Genomic DNA, 22,350 nt, shown 5'->3' on the forward strand with positions numbered 1-22,350 from the left:
CGCCGCAACCTGCCACCGCCGCCCATGCAATTTCCCGACGCCGCCGATACAGGCCTCCACGAACGCGACCTGGGGCCGCTGGCCTGGGTCGCCGCAGAACTGCGGCGCGGGCTGGAAGGCGCCGTCAAGTCGCTGCGCCGGTTCATCCGCGAAGCGGAAGCCGCCGGCCATTCGGACCCGGACCTGCTCGACACCGGCGCGCTACGCGTGGCGCGGCAGCAGCTGCACCAGGTGTCCGGTGCCCTCGAAATGGTAGGCATGGAGCCCACGGCGGTGGTCGTCCGGTCGATGGAAGCGACCATCAACAAGTTCCTGCAGAACCCGGCCGCCTGCGACGAGCCGGCCGTGGCGACGATCGAGCGCGCCGGCTTCGCGGTGGGCGAATTCCTCGACACGGTGCTCGCCGGCAAGCATTACCCGGCCGTGGGCCTGTTTCCCCAGTACCGCGAGGTGCAGGCCCTGGCCGGTGCCGACCGCGCCCACCCGGCCGACCTGTGGCCGGCCGAGCGCCGTTCCGCCGAGCCGTCCGTGGTCGGCGCGCCGGAGCCCCTGGCCTACGGTGCCGCGGCACGCGCCCAGCTCGACCAGGCGGTGCTGAGCGTCGTGAAGAGCGGCGACGCCGCGGCGGCGCGCCGCCTGTCCGAACTCTCGCAGCGTTTCGGCGTGGCCCATGGGCCGGGGCAGGCCCAGATTTTCTGGCGCGTCTCGGCCGGCTTCTTCGAAGCGCTGGGCCTCGATCTGCTGCCGCGCGACGCGCATTCCAAGCGGGTGGCGTCCCGGGTGCTGATGCAGTACGCCGCCTTCGCCAAAGGCGACCAGACGGTCAACGACCGGCTGCTGCAGGACATGCTGTTCTTCTGCGCCCAGGCGCAGGGAGCCGAATCCGCCGATGCGCCGGCGCTGGCGGCGGTGCGCGAGGCGTTCCGGATGCAGAAGGCCGAGCCGGTCAACTACGACGTACGCCGCTTCGGCCGGTTCGACCCGGTGCTGCTCGGACAGGCACGCAAGCGCATCGCCGCCGCCGCGGAAACCTGGTCGGCGCTGGCTGGCGGCGACCGCCAGAAGCTCAAGGCGGCGGCCGACCAGTTCAATCTGGTGGCCGACTCGCTGCGCCGCCTGCATCCGCAGAGCGCGCCGCTGGCCCATGCGCTGACCCAGGCACTCGAATCCACCGCCCGCAGCGGCGAGCCGCCGGCCACCGCGCTGGCGATGGAAGTCGCCACCTCGATCCTCTACCTGCAGGCCGGCTACGAAGAGCTGGACACGCCCGACGACGTGATGGCCGAGCGTGCAGGCCTCCTGGCCGGCCGCTTGGACCGAGCCCGCGGTGCCGCATCGCCCGAACCGCTCGAAGGCTGGATGGAGGCGCTGTACCGCCGTGTCAGCGACCGCCAGACCATGGGCAGCGTGGTGGAAGAGCTGCGCGTCACCCTGCGCGAGGCGGAGCAGTCGCTCGACCAGTTCTTCCGCGCGCCGAACGACGTCGGTCCGCTCACCGCAGTGCCCGGCCACCTGGCGCAGATGCGCGGCGTGCTGTCGGTGCTGGGCCTCGACCAGGCATCCCAGGCGGTGGTCCGCATGCGCGAATGCGTCGAGCGCCTGCTGATGGGCGATCCGGCCGAGCCGATCGCCCGCACGGCGGTGTTCGACCGGCTGGGCAACAGCCTCGGCGCGTTGAGTTTCCTGATCGACATGCTGGGTTACCAGCCGACGCTGGCGCGGCGCCTCTTCGTCTACGACGAACAGCGCGGCGAGCTGCGCATCGTCATGGGCCGCAGTCGGGTGCGCGCGAGCGACGACGCGCCCACACCCGCGGCCGACAACCGCCATCCGGTTCCGCTGCCGGCCGTGGTGCCGGCGGAGAACGAGCCCGCGCTGCACGAGCCGGTGCAGTCCGCCGCGGCCGCATCCCCGACCGCGGCGGCCCCGGTGCCCGAGGCCGCCGCCGCGCCGGTCCCGGTCCCGGTCTCCGCCCCCGTGGTTCCGGCCGCGTCGCCCGCACCGGCGCCCGAGGACGACGACGCCGAGCTGCGCGAGATCTTCCTGGAGGAAGCGCGCGAGGTGATCGAGAACGGACTCGCCTCGGTCACCAGCCTCGAGAGCCATCCCGGCGACCTGAGCGAGCAGACCACGCTGCGCCGCGCGTTCCACACGCTCAAGGGAAGCTCCCGCATGGTCCAGCTCGACCGTTTCGGCGAAGCCGCGTGGGCGATGGAGCAGGTGTTCAACGCCTGGTTGGCCGAGCAATTGCCGATACCGGAGAACCACCGCGTGCTGGCCCGCCGCGCGCTCGAAGCCTTCGGCCGCTGGGCCCGGGACATCGAGAACGGCCAGGACGGCGAATGGTCGCCCGAGCCCTTCGTGGCCGCCGCCGATGCGCTGCGGCTGGGGGGTGCGAGCGTGCCGTTGCTGGTGCCCGGCGGCGACGTGCCGGCGGCGCCGGGCGTGCCGTACCAGCCTGTCGATCCGCAGGGCTACGAGGTCAGCGACGCTTCCGAAGAGGAGTGGGCCGACACCGTGATGTCGGAGGAAGAAGACTCCTCGGACGAGCCGCCTGACCAAGCCACCCGCGAGTCCGAAACCGCCGCGCCCCAGCCCCTGATCGACGCGGACACCCTGAGTTTCGACGCCCCGCCGGCCGAGGCGCGGGCCGCCGCCGGGCTCTTCGTTCCCGACGACTACCGCGCACCCGATGCCGCCGATCCGGCCGCCCCTGCATCCTCCCTGCTCGGAGAGCCGTTCGATGCCGCCGCTGCGGTGCCCAAGACTCCGCCCGACGCGCGTAACCTGCAGATCGACGAAGTCGACTTCGCGGAGTTCACCGCCGCCCTGACCGAATCGGACCGCAAGGCGCCCGACGCGGACGGTCGCAGCGGCGCGGCAGAGCCAAAGCTCGCTGTGCGCATGTCCCCCGCACCGATCGACGATCTGCCGACGGTCGCGTCCGCCGAATCGCCGCAACCGGCGTTCGAAGGCGACCTGCCGACGCTGTCGGACGAATTCCTCCTCCTCGCGGAGCCGGAACCGGCCGCCGCTGCCGACGCCGCACCGGCAGCCGCGTCCGGGCGGCCGGAGGCCGTGCCCGAAGCGGCCGACGCGACAGACGGTGCCGACGCGATTCCCGCCGGAGCCGGCAATACCGCGCCGCAAGCCGCGTCGCCGGAGCCGGCCGAATCCATCCAGTCGGTCGAGGGCGCCGTGACTGGTCGGGCCGACGCGCCGCCTGCGGATGCGGACGAGCCGTCCGGGGCGTCGACCCCGTTCGACACGCTCGCCGCCGCGCTACCGGTTCTCGACGACGTCGTCATGGGTCTGGACGCGGACGACGACGTCAAGGTCATCGAATCGCTGCGCATCCCGATACCGCTCTACAACGTCTACCTCAACGAGGCCGACGAATGGTCGCGCCGCGTGCTCACGACGCTGGGCGAGTGGTCGCTGGAGTTGCACCGCCGACTGCCGGAGAGCGCCGAACAGCTGGCCCATTCGCTGGCCGGAAGCTCTGCCACCGTCGGGTTCGAAGCCCTCTCGAAGGTGTCGCGGCTGCTCGAGCATGCCCTGCAGCATGTGCGCAACGACCAGGGCACGGCCCACCAGGCCGGCGTCTTCGTCGATGCCGCCGAAGACATCCGCCATCTGCTGCACCAGTTCGCCGCCGGTTTCCTGAAGGAGCCGCGCCCGCGCCTGATGCGCGCTCTGCAGGCGATCCTCGACAGCGACAACTCCGCATCCGACGAAGTGCCGTCGGCCGCCAGCTTCCTGCGGGTCGAGGACAACGACGACCACCGCATGCTCGCTGCGGATGCGGATGCGGATGCGGATGCGGATGCGTACGCCGCCACCGATACCGACACCGACGCCGGATCGCATGCCGGGCCCGAGCCGGTCGAACCGCCGGCCGAGCCTGCCGCTACGACACCGGACGAAGCTGCGGAACCGCGCCTGCGAGCCGTCGCGGACGTGTCCGGCGAGTCCGAAGAGGCCGCCCAGCGCCGCATCGACGACACCATCGCCCGCGCGGTCGGTGCCGGCGCCTCGCTCGGCGACGACATCGACGTGGTCGACGTGATCGATACCGAGCTGTTCCCGTTCTTCGAGGAAGAGGCGCTGGAACTGCTGCCGCAACTCGGCAACGCCCTGCGCCAGTGGGGTGCCCGCCCGGAGAACGACCGGGCCCGTGCCGAAGTGCTGCGCGCCCTGCACACCTTAAAGGGCAGTGCACGTCTGGCCGGTGCGATGCAGCTGGGCGAATTGGCCCACCGCTTCGAGACCGAGATCGACGAACTCGGCCCCGAGGTGGGCGACGCTTCCGCGATCGAGCCGCTCTTCGCGCACGCCGACGCGCTGCGCAGCAATTTCGAGAAGCTCCGTGCCGGTACCGAGGTGGATGCCGACACGCCGGTCCGTCCCGCGCCGGCCCATGCCGCGTCCGTCGGCGAGCTTGTCGAAGCATCGGGCGTGGCTTCGGCCGCACCGGTGGCTGTGCCGGGCCTCGGCGTGACTGTGCCGGTGCGCCAGCCGATCGCGGCGGCCGCCCGCAGCGTTGCCGGGCCGTCGGTCCGGGTCCGCTCGGCGCTGCTCGACCGCCTGGTGAACCAGGCGGGCGAGGTGATGATCAGCCGCTCGCGCCTCGAATCGCGCCTGGGCCAGATGCGCGGCTCGCTCGGCGATCTGACCGGCAACCTGGAGCGCCTGCGCCGCGAGCTGCGCGACATCGAGGTGCAGGCCGAATCGCAAATGCAGTCGCGCCTGGCGCTGGCCAAGGACACGGCGGCGGGCTTCGACCCGCTCGAGTTCGACCGCTTCACCCGGGTGCAGGAACTGACCCGGATGATGGCCGAGTCGGTCGACGACGTGGCCACGGTGCAGCGCAACCTGCAGCGCACCATGCAAGGCACCGAAGACGAGCTGGTGGCCCAGGGCCGTCAAGCGCGCGAGCTGCAGCGCGACCTGCTGCGGACGCGGATGGTGGAGTTCGAAGGCATCGCCGACCGGCTCTACGCGGTGGCACGCCAGGCCGCCAAGGAGACTGGCAAGCCGATCACCCTCGACATCACCGGTGGTGCGGTCGAGATGGACCGCGGCGTGCTGGAGCGCCTTGCGCCGGCATTCGAGCACCTGCTGCGCAACGCGGTGGTGCACGGCATCGAGGACGCGGCCACCCGCGCCGCCGCCGGCAAGCCGGCCACCGGCACGATCACCATCGGCCTGCACCAGGAAGGCAACGACGTCGCAGTGGAGTTCCGGGACGACGGCGCCGGCCTGGACCACGACCGCATCCGCGCCAAGGCGCGCTCGCTGGGGTTGCTCGACGGGCTACCCGAACCCGATGACGCGCAGGCCGCGCAGTTGATCTTTCAGCCCGGCTTCAGCACGGCGACGCAGGTCACCGAGCTGGCCGGCCGGGGCATCGGCATGGACGTGGTGCGCACCGAGGTGCAGGCCTCGGGCGGTCGCATCGAGATCCGCTCGCAGAAGGGCGAAGGCACCCGGTTCCGCTTGATCCTGCCGCTGACCACCGCGGTGACGCAGGTTGTGATGGTGCGCGCCGGCAACGTCGTGTTCGCGGTGCCGGCCACCGTGGTCGAAGTGGTGCGGCGCGCTACGCCGGTCGAACTCGATGGCGCCTACGCGTCCGACACCTTCACGCACGACGGCGAGGCGGTGCCCTTCTTCTGGACCGGCGCGCTGCTCGGCTCTTCCGACGCCAGCCACGAGCCGCCCGCCCGCACCCGCCCGGTGGTCGTGTTCCGCAGCGCACAGCAGCGCCTTGCGCTGCACGTCGACGAAGTGCTGGGTCACCAGGAAGTGGTGGTGAAGAACCTGGGGCCGCAACTGGTGCGTCTGCCGGGCATGTCGGGCATGTCGGTGCTGCCCTCCGGCGCGGTGGTGCTGATCTACAACCCGGTGGCGTTGGCCAGCGTCCACGGCGAGCGCGTCCGGGCGCAGCTGGCGGTGCGGCGCGAAGCCACGGCGGCGCAGCAGGCCGAGGATCAGACGCCGGCGGCGCCGGGCCTGATGCACGAGGCCAACCGGGAGGTGCCGCTGGTGCTGGTGGTGGACGACTCGATCACCGTGCGCCGCGTGACGCAGCGCCTGTTGCGCCGCGAAGGTTACCGGGTGGCATTGGCCGCCGACGGGCTGCAGGCGCTGGAGCGGCTGCAGGAGGAGCGCCCGTCGCTGGTGCTGTCCGACATCGAAATGCCCCGCATGGACGGCTTCGACTTGGCGCGCAACATCCGCGCCGACGACCAGCTGCGCGACCTGCCGATCGTGATGATCACTTCCCGCATAGCCGCCAAGCACCGCGAGCATGCGATGGCGCTGGGCGTGAACCACTATCTCGGCAAGCCGTATCCCGAGGAGGAACTGCTGGGACTGGTGCGGCGCTACTGCCTGATGGCGATGCCGGCGTAGCGGGTTCGAGCGGCGGGGGCGCGCCGAAAGGCCAGCCTCCAGTGTTCTTTTGGATTTCGAGCGAAAATGGCCTGCAGCCGGCGCCGGACACGGACCTCCAGCTATCAATTCTATAGCATTGCCGTGTCGGCACGCCCCACCGCCCCACGCGTTGCACGGTGCGGCACCATGCCGGCCGGCTTTGGTGGGGTGGCGGAGATCGACGATTTCGCCGCGGCAGCGGTCCGGCGGCGAGGTGCGCGCCGGCCTCAGGCCCGTGCCCTCTTCACCGCGCCGTAGCGCTCCAGCGTCTTCTCGCGGGCCAGGGCGTGCTCTACGATCGGCTTGGGGTAGTCCTTGCCGAGCGCGAGGCCCGCGGCTTCCAGATCGACCGGCTTGGCCTGCCAGGGCATGTGGATCAGGTCGTCGGGCAGGCGCGCCAGCCGCGGCAGGTAGCGGCGGATGAACCGGCCCTCGGCGTCGAACTTCTGGCTCTGCGTGACCGGGTTGAAGATGCGGAACCACGGCTGCGCGTCGCAGCCGGTGGAAGCCGCCCACTGCCAGTTGCCGTTGTTGCTGGAGAGTTCGAAGTCGTTCAGGTGCAACGCGAAGTAGGCCTCGCCCCGGCGCCAGTCGATTCCCAGATCCTTGACCAGGAAGGCGGCCGTCACCATCCGCAGCCGGTTGTGCATGTAGCCGGTGCGGTTGATCTGCAGCATCGCCGCATCGACCAGCGGATAGCCGGTGCGGCCCTCGCACCAAGCGGCGAAGGCGGCATCGGCCTGCTTGCCGTGCTCCCACTTGATCGCGTCGTACTCCGGTCGGTAGGCGTGGCCGATGACATGCGGCGCGTGGTACATCACCTGGAAGAAGAAGTCGCGCCAGATCAGCTCGCCGAGCCAGACCGCCGCGCCCCGGCTGCCGTGCAGGCTCAACTGGTGCGCGGTGGCGGCCAGCCGGCGGATCGACACGGTGCCGAAGCGCAGGTGCACTCCCAGGTAGCTCGGCCCTTTGGCGCCCGGGAAATCGCGGGTGCGGCCGTAGTCGTCGATGCGGTCGAAGAAGTCCTCGAACAGGCTGTGCGCGCCGCTGGCACCGGTGGGGATCTGCAGTTCCGACAGGTTGGTGGCCTCGAAGCCCAGGGCGGTCAGGGTGGGCACCGCATGCCGGTGCGCCTCGGGCCGCGGGGCCAGCGCGTGCCGGTACTTGGCCACCGGATAGGCCTTCAACTGGTAGTCGTCGAGCTTTTTGAGCCAGGCGTTCTTGTAGGGCGTGTACACGCCGAAGGCGGTGCCGGCCTGGGTCATCACCTCGTCGCGGGCGAAGATGGAATGGTCCTTGTGGAGCTGCAGCACGATGCCGGCATTGGCCAGCGCACCCAGCACCTGCGCGTCGCGCGCCAGCGCGCCCGGCTCGTCGTCCTGCCCGGCGAATACCGCCTGCACCCCGAGGGACTTGGCCAGCACCGCGACATCGTGCTCGGCCTTGGCATGCCGCACGATCAGGCCGGCGGCCGGGTCGTCCGCCAGGCGTTTGAGGTCGGCATCCAGCTCCACCAGCGAGGCCTGGATGAACTCCACCCGGCGGTCGGCGCGCGGCAGCGGGTAGAGGATGTCGGTGTCGAAGACGAAGCAGCAGTACACCCTGCGACAGTTGCGCAGCGCATGGTAGAGCGGCGCGTTGTCGTCGGTGCGCAGGTCGCGCCGGAACCAGACCAGGCCGGAGTCGAACTTCGGTGAATCGGAATGCTGCATGGGCAGGGCTCGGGATAGGTAGAGGGGCTGGCGTCCGGCCGTGGCGCGTATTGGACCAGCAATGCCCCGCACCGCGTGGTGCGGGGCGCGCCGGTGCAGCGTTTGTCGCCGGTTCCGGCGCGCGACCGGTTACCCGCTGTGTCCGGAAGCGCCGGGGCCGCCCGGTCGAGCCTTTAAAATCGTCGCATGGCAGCCGACTCCGATCCCATCAACCTGACGCATCACTTTCTGATTGCCATGCCCGGGATGGAGGACGAGTCCTTCGCCCGCAGCGTGATCTACCTCTGCGAGCACGGCCCACAGGGCGCGCTGGGGCTGATGATCAACAAGCCCAGCGACATCAACCTGCGCCGCCTGTTCGACAAGGTCGATCTTTCGCTGCGGCGCGAAGACCTCTCCGACACGCCCGTCTTCAACGGCGGCCCCGTCCAGACCGAGCGCGGCTTCGTGCTGCACGAGGCGATGCGGGCCAACGTGCCCGACGCGGACGAATCGGTCTACGCCTCCACCATGACCATTCCCGGTGGCCTGGAGATGACCACCTCGAAGGACGTGTTGGAAGCGCTCTCCACCGGCGCCGGCCCGCGCCGGGTGCTGGTGACGCTCGGCTACTCGTCCTGGGGCGAGGGCCAGTTGGAGAGCGAGTTGGCCGAGAACAGCTGGCTCACCGTCGGCGCCGACCTGTCGGTGATCTTCGACGTGCCGGTGAAAGAGCGCTACGACCGGGCGCTGAAGCTGTTGGGTTTGGAAGCCTGGATGATCTCCCCCGACGCGGGGCATGCTTGAATGGCTCCCCCCCCAGGCTTGCTCACTGCGTGTAGCCGCCGACCCCCTACCGGGGGCGCCACTGGCGGCCCGACAAGTCGGTTCCGCGGTGGCCGCTGAAGGTGCAGCCCGGGCGCAGGCGTCGTGGGCGAGGTGCGCCGGATGAGCCCGCCCCCGTCCCCCGCGTCCGACGTCCCGTCCCATTTCCAGAGCTTCCTGGCCTTCGACTTCGGCATGAAGCGCACCGGCGTCGCCTCGGGCAACCGGCTGCTGAAGACCGCCACGCCCCAGCCTACCGTGGCCGCCGAGGGCGACGCCCGCTTCGTGCCCATCGGCAAGCGGATCGCCGAATGGCAGCCCGACGCGCTGGTGGTGGGCGTGCCCTTCCATCCCGACGGCGCGGCGCACGAGAACACCCGCCGCGCCCGCAAGTTCGCCCGCCAGCTGCACGGCCGCTTCGGCCTGCCGGTCTACGAGGTGGACGAGCGCTACAGCACCACCGAAGCCCTGTCCGAGGGCGCGCGCGATGCCGACGCGGCCTCGGCCTGCATCATCCTCGAACAGTTCCTGAGGAGCCTTCCATGACGATTCCCGACTCCGCCGCCGCCGCCGCGGCCAAGCGCCTGGTGCTCGACGCCGAGGCGCTCTACCAGGAACTGCTGCGCGGCCTGCACCGGATGGTCACGCCGCGCACCCGCCTGGTCGGCATCGCCTCGGGCGGCGTCTGGCTGGCCGCCCGGCTGCAGCAGGACCTGGGCCTGGCGGACGCGGCCGGCACCATCTCGTCGGCGATGCACCGCGACGATTTCGCCCAGCGCGGCCTGGCCGCCAGCGCGCAGACCACGCTGCCCTTCGACGTGAACGGCGCCGACGTGATCCTGCTCGACGACGTGCTCTACACCGGCCGCACGATCCGCGCGGTGTTGAACGAGTTGTTCGACTACGGCCGTCCGGCCGGCGTGAAGCTGGCGGTGCTGGTCGACCGCGGCGGCCGCGAGCTGCCGGTGCAGGCCGACTTCGCCGCCGCCCGCGTCGCGCTGCCGGACAGCCAGCAGTTGGCGCTGGAGCGGGGTGCGGACGGCCGCCTCAGCTTCCAGGTGGAGAGCGTCTGACATGCTCTACAAACGCAATCCCCAGCTCAACAAGAACGGCGAGCTGGTCCACCTGCTGTCGATCGAAGGGCTGCCGAAGGGCATCGTCACACACATCCTCGACACCGCCGCCAACTTCGTGAGCGTGAACGACCGCGAGGTGAAGAAGGTGCCGCTGCTGCGCGGCAAGAGCGTGTTCAACCTGTTCTTCGAGAACAGCACCCGCACCCGCACCACCTTCGAGATCGCGGCCAAGCGGCTGTCGGCCGACGTGATCAACCTCGACATCGCGCGCAGCTCGGCCACCAAGGGCGAGTCGCTGCTCGACACCGTCGCCAACCTGAGCGCGATGGCGGCCGACATCTTCGTGGTGCGGCACGGCGAATCGGGCGCGCCCTACCTGATCGCCCAGCACGTGGCGCCGCATGTGCACGTCATCAACGCCGGCGACGGACGGCATGCGCACCCCACACAGGGGCTGCTCGACATGTACACGATCCGCCACTACAAGAAGGACTTCAGCAACCTCACCGTCGCGATCGTCGGCGACGTGCTGCACTCCCGCGTGGCCCGCTCCGATATCCACGGCCTCACCACGCTCGGCTGCGCCGAAGTGCGGGTGGTCGGCCCGCGCACCCTCGTGCCGGCCGACATGGCGCAGATGGGGGTGAAGGTGTTCCACGCGCTGGAGGAGGGCATCCAGGGCTGCGACGTGGTCATCATGCTGCGGCTGCAGAACGAGCGGATGAGCGGTGCGCTGCTGCCGTCGAGCCAGGAGTACTTCCGCAGCTTCGGCCTGACGCCCGAGAAGCTGCGCCTGGCCAAGCCCGACGCGATCGTGATGCACCCGGGCCCGATCAACCGCGGCGTCGAGATCGACTCGGCGGTGGTCGACGGCCAGCAGAGCGTGATCCTGCCGCAGGTGACCTTCGGCATCGCGGTGCGCATGGCGGTGATGTCCATCGTGGCGGGGAATGAAGCATGACCCCCAGGCTCCGCGCTGCGCGTCTTCGCCCACCCCCTTCCAGGGGGCAACACCAGCGGCCCGGCAAAGCCGGATCCGCGGTGTTCCCGAACCGACAAGTCTGCGCTGCGGCAAACCTTCAGGCTTGAATTTATGAACATCCTGATCCAGAACGGCCGGGTGATCGACCCGGCCACCGGTTTCGATAAAAAAGTGCCGCTGGCCGTCGCCGCTGGCCGACTTCTAGCTATCGAAAACATAGCGGCCGAGTTCGTGCCCGACCGCACGCTCGACGCCACCGGCTGCATCGTCGTGCCGGGCCTGATCGACCTGGCGGCACGGCTGCGGGAGCCGGGTCATGAGCACGAGGGCATGCTCGACTCCGAGATGGCCGCGGCGGTGGCCGGCGGCGTGACCGGCCTGGTCTGCCCGCCCGACACCGACCCGGTGCTCGACGAGCCCGGCCTGGTCGAGATGCTGAAGTTCCGCGCCGAGAAGCTGCACCGGGCGCGGCTCTTCCCGCTGGGCGCGCTCACCCGCGGCTTGGCCGGCGAGGTGCTGACCGAGATGGCCGAACTGACCGAATCGGGCTGCGTCGGCTTCGGCCAGGCCGAGGTGCCGCTGCAAAGCACCCAGGTGCTGCAGCGCGCGCTGCAGTACGCCGCCACCTTCGGCTACACCGTCTGGCTGCGGCCGCAGGAGTTGTACCTGGGCAAGGGCGTGGCCGCCAGCGGCCCGCTGGCGACGCGGCTGGGCCTGTCGGGCGTGCCGGTGGCGGCCGAGACGATCGCGCTGCACACGATCTTCGAGCTGCTGAAATCCACCGGCGCCCGCGTCCACCTGTGCCGCCTGAGCAGCGCCGCCGGCATCGACCTGGTGCGCCGCGCCAAGGCCGAGGGCCTGCGGGTGACGGCCGACGTCAGCATCAACTCCCTGCACCTGACCGACGCCGACATCGGCTTCTTCGACAGCCGCGCCCGGCTCGCTCCGCCGCTGCGCCAGCAGCGCGACCGCGACGCGATCCGCACCGGCCTGGCCGACGGCACGATCGACGTGCTCGTCTCCGACCACACCCCGGTCGACGAGGATGCCAAGACGCTGCCCTTCGCCGAGGCCGAGCCCGGCGCCACCGGCCTGGAGCTGCTGCTGAGCCTGGCGGTGAAGTGGGCCGACGAATCGGGCGGCGGCAGCGCCGGCCTGCTGCGGGCGCTGTCGGTGCTGACCCACGCGCCCGCCGCCGTGCTGGGCGGATCGCTGGGCACGCTACAGGCCAGCCTGGGCCGGCTGGCGCCCGGCGGCGTGGCCGACATCTGCATCTTCGACCCGGTCGCGCGCTGGACGGTCGGTGCCGACACGCTGCGCAGCCAGGGCAAGCACACCCCGTTCTCCGGCTACGAGCTGCCGGCGCAGGTGCGCTGGACGCTGGTCGGCGGGCAGATCGCATACGCGCGGCATGGCTGACGCCGGGCTGCGGGGCGGCCGGGCGACGGCGGGGCACCCGACTTCCGGCCTCCGCCGTGCGCCGGCTGTGCCGGTGGCGGGTTCGGCGATCCGCCCATGCCGCCGGTGAGCGCGCCCGGCCGGGCCGGACCCGCTGCGCGATGACGTCCCCGCTCCGCCATCTGCAGGCCGGCTGGCGCATCCTGCGCGCTGCGGCGCACGGCACGCGTGGCCTGTGGCTGATCCGCCGGCGCTTCCCCGGCTTCACCCCGGACGAGCGCGAAGCCTGCATCGAGGACTGGGCGCGGGGGATGCTGACCATCCTCAACGTCGCGCTGCGGGTGGAAGGCCGGCGGCCCGACGGCGGCCCGCTGCTGCTGGTGGCCAACCACACCTCGTGGCTCGACATCCTGGCGGTGCAGGCCGCGCGCAGCTGCCGCTTCGTCGCCAAGGCCGAGGTGCGGCGCTGGCCCCTGATCGGCGTGGTGGCCGCCGCGGCCGGCACGCTGTTCATCGAACGCGCCTCGCGCCGCGACGCGGTACGGGTGGTGCACCACGCGGCCGAGAGCCTGGCGGCCGGCCACGTGGTCACGGTGTTTCCCGAAGGCACCACCGGCAACGGCTGCGTGCTGCTGCCGTTCCACGGCAACCTGCTGCAGGCGGCGATCGCCACCGACGTGCCCGCGCTGCCGGTGGGCATCCGCTTCCTCGATGCCGCCACCGGCGCGCCGTCCGCCCTGGCGGCGTACGTGGACGACGACACGCTGGTCGCCTCGCTCTGGCGTACCCTGACCGGCCCGCCGCTGGTGGCCGTCGTGAACTTCGGCGTGCCGGGCCGTGCGGCCGGCCGCGACCGCCGGGCCTGGGCCGCGGTACTGCATGCCGAGGTCGACCATCTGCGCCGAGGCCTCGCGTCGCCGGATTGCTCTCAAAAACATAGCGGGTAGTCGGCGTGCAGAAAGCCCGCCGGCTATTCCGGAGCACAATAAGGCGGTCATGTCGCACCGAGCGGCTACGCCCTGAAACAAAAAACGGCCGGCGCGGCACAGAGCTGCCGCCCGGTTCGCGCATCATCCAGCCCCCGACCGCCACGGACGCGCGGCCGGCGCCTTTTCTGCCTACCCCATGAGCCTGATCCACCGCATCCAGAACCTGCTGCTGCAGCCCCGCACCGCCTGGCACCGCATCGACGACACCCCCATCGGCTCCGCACGCATCTTCCGCCATCTCCTGCTGCTGGCCCTGGTGCCGGCGATCTGCGGCTTCGTCGGCCTGTCGGTCGTCGGCGCCCGGGCGGCCGGCGTCACCATCCGGCTGCCGTGGCAGCGGGGACTGGTGCACGCGGCCGCCACTTACTGCATGCTGGTGGCGGGCGTGCTGGTGGTGGCCCTGGTGGCCCACGTGGTGGCACCCACGTTCGGTGGTCGGGCGAGCCGCGAGAGCGCTTTGAAGCTCGCGGTGTACGGCAGTGCCGCCGCCTTGCTGGGCGGCGTGTTCCTGCTGGTGCCGGCGCTGTCGATGCTGTGGCTGCTGGCCGTGCTCTACGCCGCCTATGTGGTGTTCGCCGGTTTGCCGTCGGTGATGCGCAGCGCGCCGCAGAAGACCGTGCCCTACGCCGCGGTGCTGGTGCTGGCGGGTGCGGTGGTCGGCCTGCTTCTGTCGGCCGCCATGACCCGCCTGACCGCCCACGGCATGGAAGCCGCCGACATCACGGTGCAGACGCCCGGCGGCAAGGTGCGGCTGGACGCCGCCAGTCTGGAGGCCGCGTCGCAGAAGATCTCCGATGCGGCCCGGCGGATGGAGGCCGCCAGCGACCGCCAGGGCGCCGCCGCGGCCGGGCAGGGCGGCGCGCCGACGGTGGGAACGCCGCCGGTCACCGGTGGCGACCCGGACACCGGCGCGGTGCCGGCGCCGGCCCTCAAGGCCGCCCTGCCGGAGACGCTGGGCGCTTTCCAGCGCACCGCCATCGAGATGCACGGCGGCCAGGTCACCGGCCGGGTCAACAGCAACGCCCGCGCGGACTACTCCAACGGCGAGCAGCGGATGCGGATCGAGATGATCGACCTGGGCGCGATGAGCAAGCTGATGGCGTCCGCCGGCGCCGCGGTGCAGGGCGAGCGCGAGAACAGCAGCGTGTCCGAACGCACCTGGCAGGAGAACGGCCGCACCCTGCACGAGAATTTCCGCAAGGACGGCAGCTCGGCCCAGTACACCACCACCCTGCGCAACGGCGTGGTGGTCGAGGTCACCGGCACCCGGATGAACCTCGACGAAGTGAAAGCAGCCTCCAGCCTGCTGGACCTGGCCACGCTCGAAAAGCTGCAGCGCCGTACGCTTCCCTGAGTTTTGTTCACGGAAAAAGCCGCCGCGGTTCGGCCCGCGGCGGCCCGGTCGGAAGACCGACCGAGGTCCCGCCACGGAAGGAGCCGCTGGACGACGCCGATGCCGGGCAGGGCCGCCATCCGTTTCGTGGCCATGCTGGACGTCACGCCGGCGGGCGTGGTCGCCATGAGCGGCTTCGAGCCGATGCAGCTCGCGACCGTCGTCGGCCTCTTGTGACGAAGTGATGCAGGTCCGCGGCGCCGTGGCGGCAGACTTCGGTCGGGGCGCGGATCGCTGTCGCGTACCGGCCTTTCCCCGTATCCAGGAGACATCCATGCGTCGTTTCCAGCATCGATCCCCGTCTTTCGCGCGTTCTCTTCGCGCTACCGTACTGACGGCAGTGGCCTTCCTGTCGGCCGGCGCTTTCGCCCAGATCTCGCCTGGCGCGGCCGCGGCTGCATCCGCCGGCGGCAGCAGCGCCTCGGCCAACGGTGGCACGGGTGGGGTGGGCCTGGGTGGGGTGGGGCCCGGGGTCACGGTCAACCCGGGTGTCAACAGCGGCGCCGGCACCGGCGTCCAGGGCCGCGAGCAAGGCTCCGGCGCATTGAGCGGCCCGCGTGCGCGGCGCGATGCGCAGGCCGTCGCAGCACAACGCGGTGAAGCCGTACCGGAGCGCGCCGGCCAGCGCGCGCTGATGCTCGACCAGACCCGGCGGGAGCCGCTCGGCTCGCTGTCGAACCCGTCCGGCCCGCCGGGCCCGCCGCCGCCTTCGGGCCGCAACACCGGTTCACAATGAGGGTCGGCCGCCACCGTCGGGGTGGCGGTACCACCCCCATTCGTTGGACCGGATGCATTCGATGAAACGTTCCCTTCTCGCCCTCTGCGCCCTGGCCGGCGTTTCGCTGCAGGCATGCGCCCTGCTGCCCTCCAGGGCACCGGCTCCGTCGATGGATGCGGTACCGGCAAGCGGTGCGATCTGCGATGCCACCAATGCGCAATTCGCGGTTGGCAAGACGGTGGACCAGCGCTTGGGCGAAGAAGCGCGCGGCCGTGCCGGCGCGTCGGTCGTGCGGGTACTGCGGCCCGGGCAGGTCGTGACGATGGAGTTCAGCGCGTCACGCCTGACGCTCGATGCCGATGCGCAAGGCGTCGTGACCCGCGCCCGCTGCGGGTGATCGGATCGGCCCGCAAAGAGGGGCTGCGGCAGTGGATGCATGCGCCTGCAGGCATGCGCCGCGAGTTGAATATGGTGCCCCGACAGTATCCGCACTTCCTCTTGAAACCCGCATGAATGCTGGCTATCGTCACAGCGGGGGCCGAATGTGCCCCCATTTGTGCCCCCAGACCCATGACGGTACCCCTTTGAAACTCACTGACGCCAAGCTACGAACCCTCACTAAGCCCGGCAAGCATGCCGATGGCGCCGGCCTCTATCTGGAAGTCACCGCAGCCGGTGGCCGCTACTGGCGGTGGAAGTACCGCATCAACGGCAAGGAGAAGCGGCTGGCCTTTGGTGTCTATCCCCAGGTGGGGCTCAAGGAAGCCCGGGAGCGGCTCGACGTAGCCCGCCAGGCCCTGCAACGTGGGGACGATCCCGGAGAGCTGCGGAAAGCCGCCAAGGTGAAGACGGCATTCGAGTCGGTCAACACCTTTGAGGCGGTGGCCACCGACTGGCTGCAGCACCAGGCCGGCAAGTGGATCCCTGCCACTCGTGAGCGCGTTAGGTCCTCCCTGGCGGCCGACATCTTCCCCGCCTTCGGTGGGCGGCCCATGGCAAGCCTGCAGGCGCTCGACGTGATGCAGGCCGTCAAGAAGATCGAGGCCCGTGGCTCGGGCGACATGGCGGGCCGAGTACTGCAGCGGATCAAGGCGGTTTTCCGCTTTGCCGTCATCCACAAGCGCATCGAGAGCAATCCCATGGTGGACCTGCTGCCGGCCGAAATCCTGCAGCCCCGGCGGGTGCAGCACCGCCCGGCACTGTCGGAGCGCGAGCTGCCCCGGTTTCTGGCGCAGCTCGACGGCTACGAGGGCGATTCGATCACCGTGCAGGCCCTCCGCCTGCTGATGCTGACCGCCGCCCGCCCGGGTGAGGTGCGGGGCGCACGGTGGGACGAATTCGACCTGAGCGCGGCGGTGTGGCGCATACCGGCCAGCCGCATGAAGATGCGCAATGAGCACCTGGTGCCGCTGTCGGCGCAGGCCCTGGCGGTGCTGCAGACGCTGCAGGGCATCAGCGGCGGCCGTGAGCTGGTGTTTCCCAGCCCCTCCTACCAAAGCAAGCCCCTGAGCGAAAACACGTTCAACAGCACGTTGGCCCGCTTCGGCTACAAGGGCAGCGCCACCGCCCACGGCTTTCGTGCGCTCTTCTCCACCGTCGCTAATGAGCGGGGATGGAACCCGGATGTGATCGAGCGGCAGCTGGCCCATATCGAGCGCAACGAGGTGCGGGCGGCCTATCACCGTTCCACCTACCTGGATGACCGGGCAAAACTGATGCAGTGGTGGGGCGACCACATCGATTCGCTGCGGGCCGGCGTCATGGCTTAGCAGCCTTCCGACACCCTAGCCACAGGCCGCCCAGCAGTAATGCTTGGCGGCTTTTTTGCGTCTACCGTTCATCGCCAACCGACCTAAGAAACCGCAAACAGGCGGGGACACGGGGACAAATCGTGCTGCTCTATACAAATCAACAACTTACGCAAAAATGGAGGCGGGGACAAAGCGGGGACCAAGCGGGGACAAGGCGGGGACAAATACAGAATATATTGAATAGTGAAATTTTTCTCATACATACATATAGGTTTGCCTCTGGCGGGGTCATGAATTTGTCCCCGGTCGTTGGCGGAATTCGCGGAAAAAGGCTTCCCCTGGGCCTCAGCATCTCACCCGCAGGACACAATAGACCGCATGAATGTCACACCCCGCGCATTCGTGCCGGCCCCTGCGAATGCCATTCCTGTATGGCTACACGCCCCAACCGAGATCGTGCAGCGCCTGCTGGATACGTTGCAGAATTACCAGTTCACAGGTTCACTCCGCGGTCGCATGGTGTTGGGGTTGGCATCTGTCGTGCTGGAGCAGCAACATGCCATCGTTCTCTTGCTTAGGACCCGCCTCAACAGTGCCGCGCTCGCTTTGGCCCGCGCTGTCACGGAAAGCCTGCTGAAAACCCAGTGGATGCAGTCCTATGCAACAGATGAGCAGGTGGAGCGTCTTTCAGAAGGTGTGCAAGAGTTTCCTGACCTCACCAGGCTGATCGCTGACGTCATGGCTGGCGATGCAGTGGAGGGTGCGTGGTGGGCGCAGTGGAAGCTGGACAACTATCGAATCGTTTGCGACTACGCGCATACCGGTCGCATTCAGGTGTCCTACTGGTTCAACGGCAACATGGTCGAGCCGACGCACCCGGTGGATGAGTTGCAAACCCTGGCCGCGCACAGCACCATGCTTGCCCTCCTGGCTGCAGTCTGCATTGCAGACGCTGCATCCGACGCCAGCCTGTTAGCGCGCGTGAACGAACACCTCGACTGGTTCAAAGACCGGCTGGTCTGGGCCTCTTAAAAACTGCTCTTTATGACGTGTGATCGTTCAAGGCCCATCTGGGCTATCCAAATCGTGGGTGACCGTGAGTTTCTTGAATACCTTGCAGAGCAAACAGAGTCGCTCGACAACTGGATCTTCCGCGAAGAATCTGACGATAATTTTTATCTGGCTCTGACCAACCTCACTAGGAAAGCTGAGTTTGAAGAGGTGTGGGCGTGTGCAAGCAACCGTGTACAGGAGTTGTCTGGAGCCTTGAAATTCACGCGACGCTTGGTGGAGCCTTTGAAGCTGGGCCGTGTCATATACCGGCACGAAGACGGCACCCTAGATCAGTCCATATGCCTCCCAGCCGACGCGTTTGCCGATCTGTCGCCTTCGGCGGTGCACCTCCGAATTTGGCGCAATGGTGGTCGCACTGCGCAGCCGCGTGAAGAGACGCTCTTGCAGAAGTTCGCCCTGCTCATGCAAGCCGACCCACTTGTAGCAAAGGCACTTCGGCTTACAGAGCTCCCAGACGCAGATATTTGGACAGGTCTGTACCGCCTGGGCGAGCTGATTCAAGAAGACCTGAAGCTTAGCGACACTGATCTTTTCGAGCGCGGATGGACTAGTAAAAAAGAGTGGGGTTGCTTCAGGCGCACCGCCAACTCCTCTGCGGCTGGCGATGCGTCCCGGCATGGTGCAGCAAATGAGGATCCACCGGATCGCCCGATGCAGTTGCAGGAAGCGCGCGAATTGCTGCAGCGGGTGATGGACGGATGGCTGGAATACCGCTTGGCACTCGCCGAGACTGCGTGCAATAATTCCCTCGGCCCCTAACCGGGCTGGTGCGTAAGAACACCATTCGATAAGCGGTGCAACCTCCCCGATAGCGAGGTTTTGTCACGTCTAGACTTTCGCGTGTTCGCTGTTGGCGAGCATGCAGCAGTTTTGGGCGGGATGGTCGGAGCGGTAACGCCCGACGCACGTCTTATCGCGTGTTCTTAACATCCCGTCCACCTCTTGCGCTTAGGAACGCAGGCGGTGGTTTCAAGTCTCGATAAGGAGCACGAAGCCATGACCACGGTCATTTCTTTGGCCAGCCGCCGCGCTGCGCCCCCATCGCCCGCTCAGGGCACCCCCGATCCCATCCAACTGCACGCCCAGGCGCATAACGCTCTGAGCATGGCCCTCTGGCACCTGAGCCAGCCGGCTGGCAACATCCCTGGCGCCACCCGCAAAGCGGTGCAGGCCCTGGCCGCCCTCAACCAACTGCATGGGAGGGCCTGAGCATGGGACAGCAACATTCCACCCAGTATGAAAGTCCGAAAGTCCTCGCCGGTGCGATCGAGAACATGGACGCTCTATCGCAGGAGGCATTCGCTCAAATCGAGGCGTTGTCGAATGCGTCTTTGAAGCGATTGGAAGATCCTTCGGTTGTGGAAGACGTCGAGACACTGGCGCGCATGCTCAATTGCATCCGCGACACCGCCGCTCGGGCCATGAACGACATCAATTCCGAAGCGGAGCGCTATGGCGCCAACAGCATCGATAGAGCAGAGACTTTACGGGCTGCGGCGGTGCGCGAGGCGCGGGATAAACGGAGTCGAATCGATGGCTTGCTGGGGCGATCTGCACGGGTATCCGGTGAGATCCAGACATCTGAGCCGGTGGGTGCGCCAGCGCCAAATCTGGCCGATGCACCATGCCAGCCAGGCACTTGTGCAACGCCAGCACCTCGCAGGCGCAAAGATCTGGAATTCGTGACCACCGAGTATGAAAACTGGACGATGGGCGGCCCGGTTCCTCTCGTGCTCAATCCAGCAGCTGACGTGCACACGCTGATTGCCTGGTGCTGGGGCCAGTCGCACGAGCTGCAGGAGTGGACCGAAATGCTGCTGACTCTGGCGCCGGAATCAGGCGTTACTGCATCGCAGTTGGCCGGCGTAATTTGGGGCCGGCTGCGGCCGCTTACGAACATGCTCCATGCCCTAGGCGACCGCACTTCACCTTAGCAGGCAAGCGAGCTGCCGGAGCACCTGGCTGTGCTCGATCCAGGCAGGCCAGCTGGTTGACTCGTCGCAATTTGCCCTAGTTGCGGCGAGCGAAATTTCAGACCATGCGTTGAACGTCCATGCATCGCAATGGATTCCAGAGAGTGCCGTTTCCCTGTCTGCGGGAGCTTTCTCGGACCATTGCGCTCGGCAGGAAATTTCTTAAGTAGTGTCAATTTGCCCTAGTTTTGGGTCGGCAGATTGCAGACCATGCACGGACGTTTACGCACTTTGGCGGATGCGCCTCAACACGAAAGGTCTGTTATGAATGTCCCCACCCAGCCGGAAACTCCGCTGGTCCGCGAGCGGCTGTTGCGCCTACCCGAGGTCGAAGATGTCTGCGGCATCAAGAAGTCGACCATCTACGCCCTGATGAAGCAGATTGGGCCTGATGGTCGCCGCAAATTCCCTCCATGCATTCGCGTCACACGCCGGGCTGCGGCATGGCCCGAGTCGGCTGTGATGGAGTGGGTTCGCCTACGCGTGGCCGAGTCCACACACGCTGCGAGCGCGCAGCTATGGTGAGCGCCACAGCTGAAAGCCCGGTGGCCCGACTGGTGCTCGGCGCTGCCCGAGCAGCAGCCGCTGAGAGGCTGGTGCAGGCCGAGGCGGTATTCGCACAACAACTGGATGGCGTCGTGGTGTTTTCGCGGCTGTGGCGGCGTCGTGGGCGTACAGCAGTGCGGGTTCGGATGTGCTGGCCCGGAGTCGTTGAAGAGGTCATCGAAAGCACTGGCGAGCTGCTGCGAGTTACCCCCGTTTATTCCCTGCGCAACCGTGCGGGCCTTGCCTCGTTCATGGCGAAGGCGGCCGGCGTTGCTCCACTCATGTCGGTTTCCTATACCCCCCCCAATCCCGACGCTACCGCATCACTTTCGATGCAGCGGCCGTTCTGCGAGTGCTCGATGCGCGTACGGGTGATGTGCTGGCCGAGTCGGAGCCTGGTCAGCCTGCGGTGCTGCGGGCAAGTTTCAACCCTGTGACGGCGGCCGATCTGGCCCCGCGCTTTAGCTGAGGCGTGTGCCTCGCATCACAACATGCCAGCTGTCATAACGCCTGAGCTGGTCCGGTCGGCTCTCAACCACGTCCCGGCCAACATGCCGCGTGACGAGTGGGCGCGCATCGGCATGGCTATCAAAAGCGAATTTCCGGAAGACGATGGCCTAGCCCTGTTCATGGACTGGAGCCGTACTGCAGACGGGCACCAGGAAGCAGCCACTCGCAGCACGTGGCGCAGCATCAAAGCGGGGGGCGGCGTGGCCATCGGGACGCTGCTGCGCGTGGCCAAGCAAAACGGCTTCGAAGTGCCAAGCTCAAGCACCAACGCTGGCTCCAGCGCTACCCAGCGGCAGCCTAAGCCGCGAACCCAGAACCGGGATGCCGACCAAGCGCGGCAAGCCGCTGCCCAGGACTCAGCGGCGGTGTCGGCGCATGTGCTTTGGGAGTCGGGAGACACCGACTCCAGCAGCCCATATCTGGAGCGCAAGGGCGTGCGAGCACACGGCGTGCGTTGCACCGATGATGGCTGGCTGCTGATCCCCTTGCGTGACGCTGGGGGCCGGCTGTGGAACGTGCAACGCATCGCACCGGCAAAGCCTGCGAAAGGGCCTGAAAAGCTCTTCCAGCGTGGAGGCCGCAAATCGGGCCTGTGGCACCTGCTGGGCACTGCGCCAGCGCAAGACAGCGGCTCGCCGGTACTCGTCGCCGAAGGCTATGCAACAGCCGCCAGCATCCATGAGGCCACCGGGCATCCTGTTGCCGTTGCGTTCGATGCAGGCAACCTGATCCATGTCACGCGGGCTCTGCGCAGCTTGTATCCAATGGCGCAGATCGTCGTGTGCGGAGACGACGACAGGGCCACGCAAGCGAAGAGCGGGACCAACCCGGGCCGGGCAAAGGCAGAGGGTGCGGCGCAGGCTGTAGCGGGCGTCCCGGCGTTCGTAAGCGCTCAAACAACCACGGCCTTGCGAGCGGCGGAAGGCCGGTGTACGCAGTGCGGTCTACTTTGATCCGAGCGCGATGTTCCAGGGCAGCAGCGCCTC

The 22,350-nt window shown here is 68.4% G+C and carries 19 protein-coding genes; 18 read left to right on the top strand and 1 reads right to left on the bottom strand.

Going from position 1 to position 22,350, the window contains the following annotated elements; genetic code table 11:
- Positions 1-24: 24 nt before the first annotated feature.
- A complete protein-coding gene (locus tag DFQ15_RS14415; protein WP_110466648.1) occupies positions 25-6,417 on the top strand; it encodes a hybrid sensor histidine kinase/response regulator in 6,393 nt (2,130 codons plus the stop codon).
- 248 nt (positions 6,418-6,665) lie between these two features.
- Here DFQ15_RS14415 and DFQ15_RS14420 read toward each other — a convergent pair whose 3' ends face one another.
- Positions 6,666-8,150 (bottom strand): cryptochrome/photolyase family protein, encoded by a 1,485-nt coding sequence (locus tag DFQ15_RS14420; RefSeq protein ID WP_110466649.1) that lies wholly within the window; start codon positions 8,148-8,150, stop codon positions 6,666-6,668.
- A gap of 186 nt (positions 8,151-8,336) precedes the next feature.
- Between DFQ15_RS14420 and DFQ15_RS14425 the strand changes: the two genes are divergently transcribed.
- From DFQ15_RS14425 to DFQ15_RS14500, 17 genes are all read left to right on the top strand, one after another.
- Positions 8,337-8,936, top strand: coding sequence for a YqgE/AlgH family protein (locus DFQ15_RS14425; RefSeq protein WP_110466650.1), 600 nt, complete (start codon positions 8,337-8,339; stop codon positions 8,934-8,936).
- Between the two features lie 141 nt (positions 8,937-9,077).
- The gene (gene ruvX / locus DFQ15_RS14430) at positions 9,078-9,500 is read left to right on the top strand and encodes a Holliday junction resolvase RuvX (protein WP_110466667.1); all 423 of its coding nucleotides are present in this window, start codon (positions 9,078-9,080) and stop codon (positions 9,498-9,500) included.
- Positions 9,497-10,027 carry a bifunctional pyr operon transcriptional regulator/uracil phosphoribosyltransferase PyrR gene (pyrR, locus tag DFQ15_RS14435; RefSeq protein ID WP_110466651.1) on the top strand — a complete coding sequence of 177 codons (531 nt, stop codon included), beginning with the start codon at positions 9,497-9,499 and terminating at the stop codon, positions 10,025-10,027. The genes ruvX and pyrR overlap by 4 nt, the downstream gene beginning before the upstream one ends.
- A 1-nt stretch (position 10,028) precedes the next feature.
- Entirely contained in the window at positions 10,029-10,991 is a 963-nt protein-coding gene (locus DFQ15_RS14440) for an aspartate carbamoyltransferase catalytic subunit (RefSeq protein WP_110466652.1), read from the top strand.
- Positions 10,992-11,123: 132 nt separating this feature from the next.
- Positions 11,124-12,431, top strand: coding sequence for a dihydroorotase (locus DFQ15_RS14445; protein ID WP_110466653.1), 1,308 nt, complete (start codon positions 11,124-11,126; stop codon positions 12,429-12,431).
- Between the two features lie 140 nt (positions 12,432-12,571).
- On the top strand, positions 12,572-13,357 hold the full coding sequence (locus DFQ15_RS14450; RefSeq protein ID WP_110466654.1) for a lysophospholipid acyltransferase family protein: 786 nt from the start codon (positions 12,572-12,574) through the stop codon (positions 13,355-13,357).
- A gap of 178 nt (positions 13,358-13,535) precedes the next feature.
- Positions 13,536-14,753: a Yip1 family protein gene (locus DFQ15_RS14455; protein WP_110466655.1), complete on the top strand. Its 1,218-nt coding sequence runs from the start codon at positions 13,536-13,538 to the stop codon at positions 14,751-14,753.
- A gap of 313 nt (positions 14,754-15,066) precedes the next feature.
- Entirely contained in the window at positions 15,067-15,528 is a 462-nt protein-coding gene (locus tag DFQ15_RS14465) for a hypothetical protein (RefSeq protein WP_146228760.1), read from the top strand.
- A gap of 61 nt (positions 15,529-15,589) precedes the next feature.
- Positions 15,590-15,907: an I78 family peptidase inhibitor gene (locus DFQ15_RS14470; RefSeq protein WP_110466668.1), complete on the top strand. Its 318-nt coding sequence runs from the start codon at positions 15,590-15,592 to the stop codon at positions 15,905-15,907.
- Positions 15,908-16,094: 187 nt separating this feature from the next.
- Positions 16,095-17,279, top strand: a complete 1,185-nt coding sequence (locus tag DFQ15_RS14475; protein WP_110466658.1) for a tyrosine-type recombinase/integrase — start codon at positions 16,095-16,097, stop codon at positions 17,277-17,279.
- Between the two features lie 360 nt (positions 17,280-17,639).
- On the top strand, positions 17,640-18,293 hold the full coding sequence (locus DFQ15_RS14480; protein ID WP_146228761.1) for a DUF6988 family protein: 654 nt from the start codon (positions 17,640-17,642) through the stop codon (positions 18,291-18,293).
- 54 nt (positions 18,294-18,347) lie between these two features.
- Complete coding sequence (locus DFQ15_RS14485) at positions 18,348-19,094, top strand: hypothetical protein (protein WP_110466660.1); 747 nt, start codon at positions 18,348-18,350, stop codon at positions 19,092-19,094.
- Between the two features lie 237 nt (positions 19,095-19,331).
- The gene (locus DFQ15_RS14490) at positions 19,332-19,544 is read left to right on the top strand and encodes a hypothetical protein (protein ID WP_110466661.1); all 213 of its coding nucleotides are present in this window, start codon (positions 19,332-19,334) and stop codon (positions 19,542-19,544) included.
- 2 nt (positions 19,545-19,546) lie between these two features.
- Complete coding sequence (locus tag DFQ15_RS17205; RefSeq protein WP_146228762.1) at positions 19,547-20,269, top strand: hypothetical protein; 723 nt, start codon at positions 19,547-19,549, stop codon at positions 20,267-20,269.
- 303 nt (positions 20,270-20,572) lie between these two features.
- Positions 20,573-20,833: a helix-turn-helix transcriptional regulator gene (locus DFQ15_RS14495; protein WP_158529078.1), complete on the top strand. Its 261-nt coding sequence runs from the start codon at positions 20,573-20,575 to the stop codon at positions 20,831-20,833.
- 20 nt (positions 20,834-20,853) lie between these two features.
- The gene (locus DFQ15_RS17210; RefSeq protein ID WP_146228764.1) at positions 20,854-21,291 is read left to right on the top strand and encodes a hypothetical protein; all 438 of its coding nucleotides are present in this window, start codon (positions 20,854-20,856) and stop codon (positions 21,289-21,291) included.
- 54 nt (positions 21,292-21,345) lie between these two features.
- The gene (locus tag DFQ15_RS14500; protein WP_110466663.1) at positions 21,346-22,317 is read left to right on the top strand and encodes a PriCT-2 domain-containing protein; all 972 of its coding nucleotides are present in this window, start codon (positions 21,346-21,348) and stop codon (positions 22,315-22,317) included.
- The last annotated feature ends 33 nt before the right edge of the window (positions 22,318-22,350 follow it).

The organism is Xylophilus ampelinus, assembly GCF_003217575.1.
GTDB classification, from domain to species: domain Bacteria; phylum Pseudomonadota; class Gammaproteobacteria; order Burkholderiales; family Burkholderiaceae_C; genus Xylophilus; species Xylophilus ampelinus.